Origin of the sequence: Nocardia wallacei (genome assembly GCF_029868745.1) — a bacterium.
Taxonomy (GTDB): domain Bacteria; phylum Actinomycetota; class Actinomycetes; order Mycobacteriales; family Mycobacteriaceae; genus Nocardia; species Nocardia wallacei_B.
On the sequence record NZ_JARWOP010000333.1, the window covers coordinates 1 to 1,955 of the forward strand.

Consider the following 1,955-nt stretch of genomic DNA (forward strand, 5'->3'; position numbering starts at 1 on the left):
CCCCCCCCCCCCCCCCCCCCCCCCCCCCCCGGGGGGGGGCGGGCGGGTGCTCTTCCCGCCCGCCGCCCCCCCCCCCTCCTCCCCCCCCGCCCCCCCCCCAAAAACCCCCCCCCCCCCCCCCCCCCCCAAACCCCGCGACGCCGAAGGCGGCGCCAAAGACACAGCAACCGAGCCACAGGGCGCCGCAAACCCGCCGCGGCGAAGCCGCGGCCAATAAACACAGCTATGGTGGCTCGGGAGGTGAGCCGGAAGGGGGCTCGCCCGAGTGCAGCGAGGACGATGCAGTTGCCAGGTCCGAGGAGGGTGTACCGCGGTTGAGTACCCATGTTCTCCGCTGCAACGGCGCCCCGATGCCGATCGCGCTCGCGTCCCTGCCGACCACGCAGACGGCGGCCATTCCGGAGGGTTCGGAACTGGACGAGCTGCTGCCCGTGCTGGCCGCCGACAGCCTGCCGCGGCTGATCGTGCTGGGCGAGGATGCCGGGCTGGCGGCAGTGCTCACGCATCTGCTGCGCACGGAGCGCTTGGGCGTGGAGATCGGCTATGTGCCGGTGGACCGCACCTACGGTTCGCGCGCCTATCAGACCGGTACCGGTTCCGCGGCCGCCAAGCGCGCGCTGGAGGGTAAGCCGGCCGAGACCCCGCTGATCCGCGACGACACCGGCAAGGTGCTGGTGGGCCGGGCCACGATCTGCGGCCCGAACGGCGGCAAGCTGGAGGGCGAGGCCTACGTCGATGATATCCGGCTGTTCACCGGAAAGGTTGGGGCGCTGCATATCTCGCCGACGTTGGAGCAGCCGGGAGTGCGCGCCACGGCGGTGCGCGGTTTGCGCAAGCGCCGCTGGGTGGCGGGCCGCGCGGTGCAGTTGGGTTCGCCGGGTGCGCTGGTGACGCGCGACGGGATCAGCAGTGACCGAACGGTGCCGCGGTCGAGTTTCTATCGGCATAGCGAGCCCTGGTTGCTGGTCCGATGAGCCGTCCGTTCGGCGCCCGCCGCATGTCGGGTGCGGTGCGCCCGAGCCCGGTGTTCCTGTTGATCATCGTGGTCGCGGTGCTGGGTGGCGCCCTGGCCTGGGATGCCGACGTGTCCTCGACGCGGGCGAAGCTCGGCGTGTTCGTGATGGTGGTGTTCGGCTGGATCGTCAGCCTGTGCCTGCACGAGTTCGGGCACGCGTTCACGGCGTGGCGGGCGGGCGACCGCGAGGTCGAGTTGCGCGGTTATCTGACGTTGAACCCGTTGAAGTACAGCCATCCGGTGTTGTCGATCGTGCTGCCGATCATCTTCATCGCGCTGGGCGGGATCGCGCTGCCCGGCGGAGCGGTCTATCTGCAATCGGGCAGCTTCTCGACGCGCACGCAGCGGATGATCAGCGGCGCGGGCCCGGCGGTGAACGCCGTGTGCGCCGTGGTGCTGTTGCTCGTGGTGCGGCTGTTCGGGTCGTCCACATCGCATCCGGCGTTCTGGTTCGGCCTGAGTTTTCTCGCCTATCTGCAGATCATCGCCACCGTGCTGAATCTGATCCCGGTGCCGGGCACCGACGGGTACGGGATTCTCGAGCCCTCGCTGAGTTATCAGACGCGGCGGTCGCTGGATCAGGTGAAGCCGTGGGGATTTTTGTTGCTGTTCGCGCTGCTGTGGGGAGTGCCGCCGCTGCGGGACGCCTTCTATCAGCTCGTCGACACGCTGTTCGACCTGTCCGGAGTTCCGTGGCGATGGTGGCGGTACGGCAGCAGCCTGACCTGGTTCTGGATGTAAACCCCCCACCAGGTCGGCCACCGAACCGCGCACCATCGCCCGGATCTCCCCCTACTTTCCCCTCCCGGTCGGGCCCCCCCCAAAAGGGGGGTAGAGCCGCCCCCGTAGGGCGGGGGGGGGCCGGCCCCCCCCCCAAAATACCCCGGTGGCCCCCCCCGTCGCGGAGTTAACACCCCCCCCCCCCCCCCCCCCCCCCCGG

Annotated in this window: 2 protein-coding genes; both read left to right on the forward strand. The window is 70.5% G+C overall.

What is annotated here, in order from left to right:
- Positions 1–314 precede the first annotated feature (314 nt).
- Positions 315–974 (forward strand): hypothetical protein, encoded by a 660-nt coding sequence (locus QH470_RS30910; RefSeq protein WP_280275904.1) that lies wholly within the window; start codon positions 315–317, stop codon positions 972–974.
- On the forward strand, positions 971–1,756 hold the full coding sequence (locus QH470_RS30915; RefSeq protein ID WP_280275905.1) for a site-2 protease family protein: 786 nt from the start codon (positions 971–973) through the stop codon (positions 1,754–1,756). Before QH470_RS30910 ends, QH470_RS30915 begins: the two co-directional genes overlap by 4 nt.
- Positions 1,757–1,955: the final 199 nt, after the last annotated feature.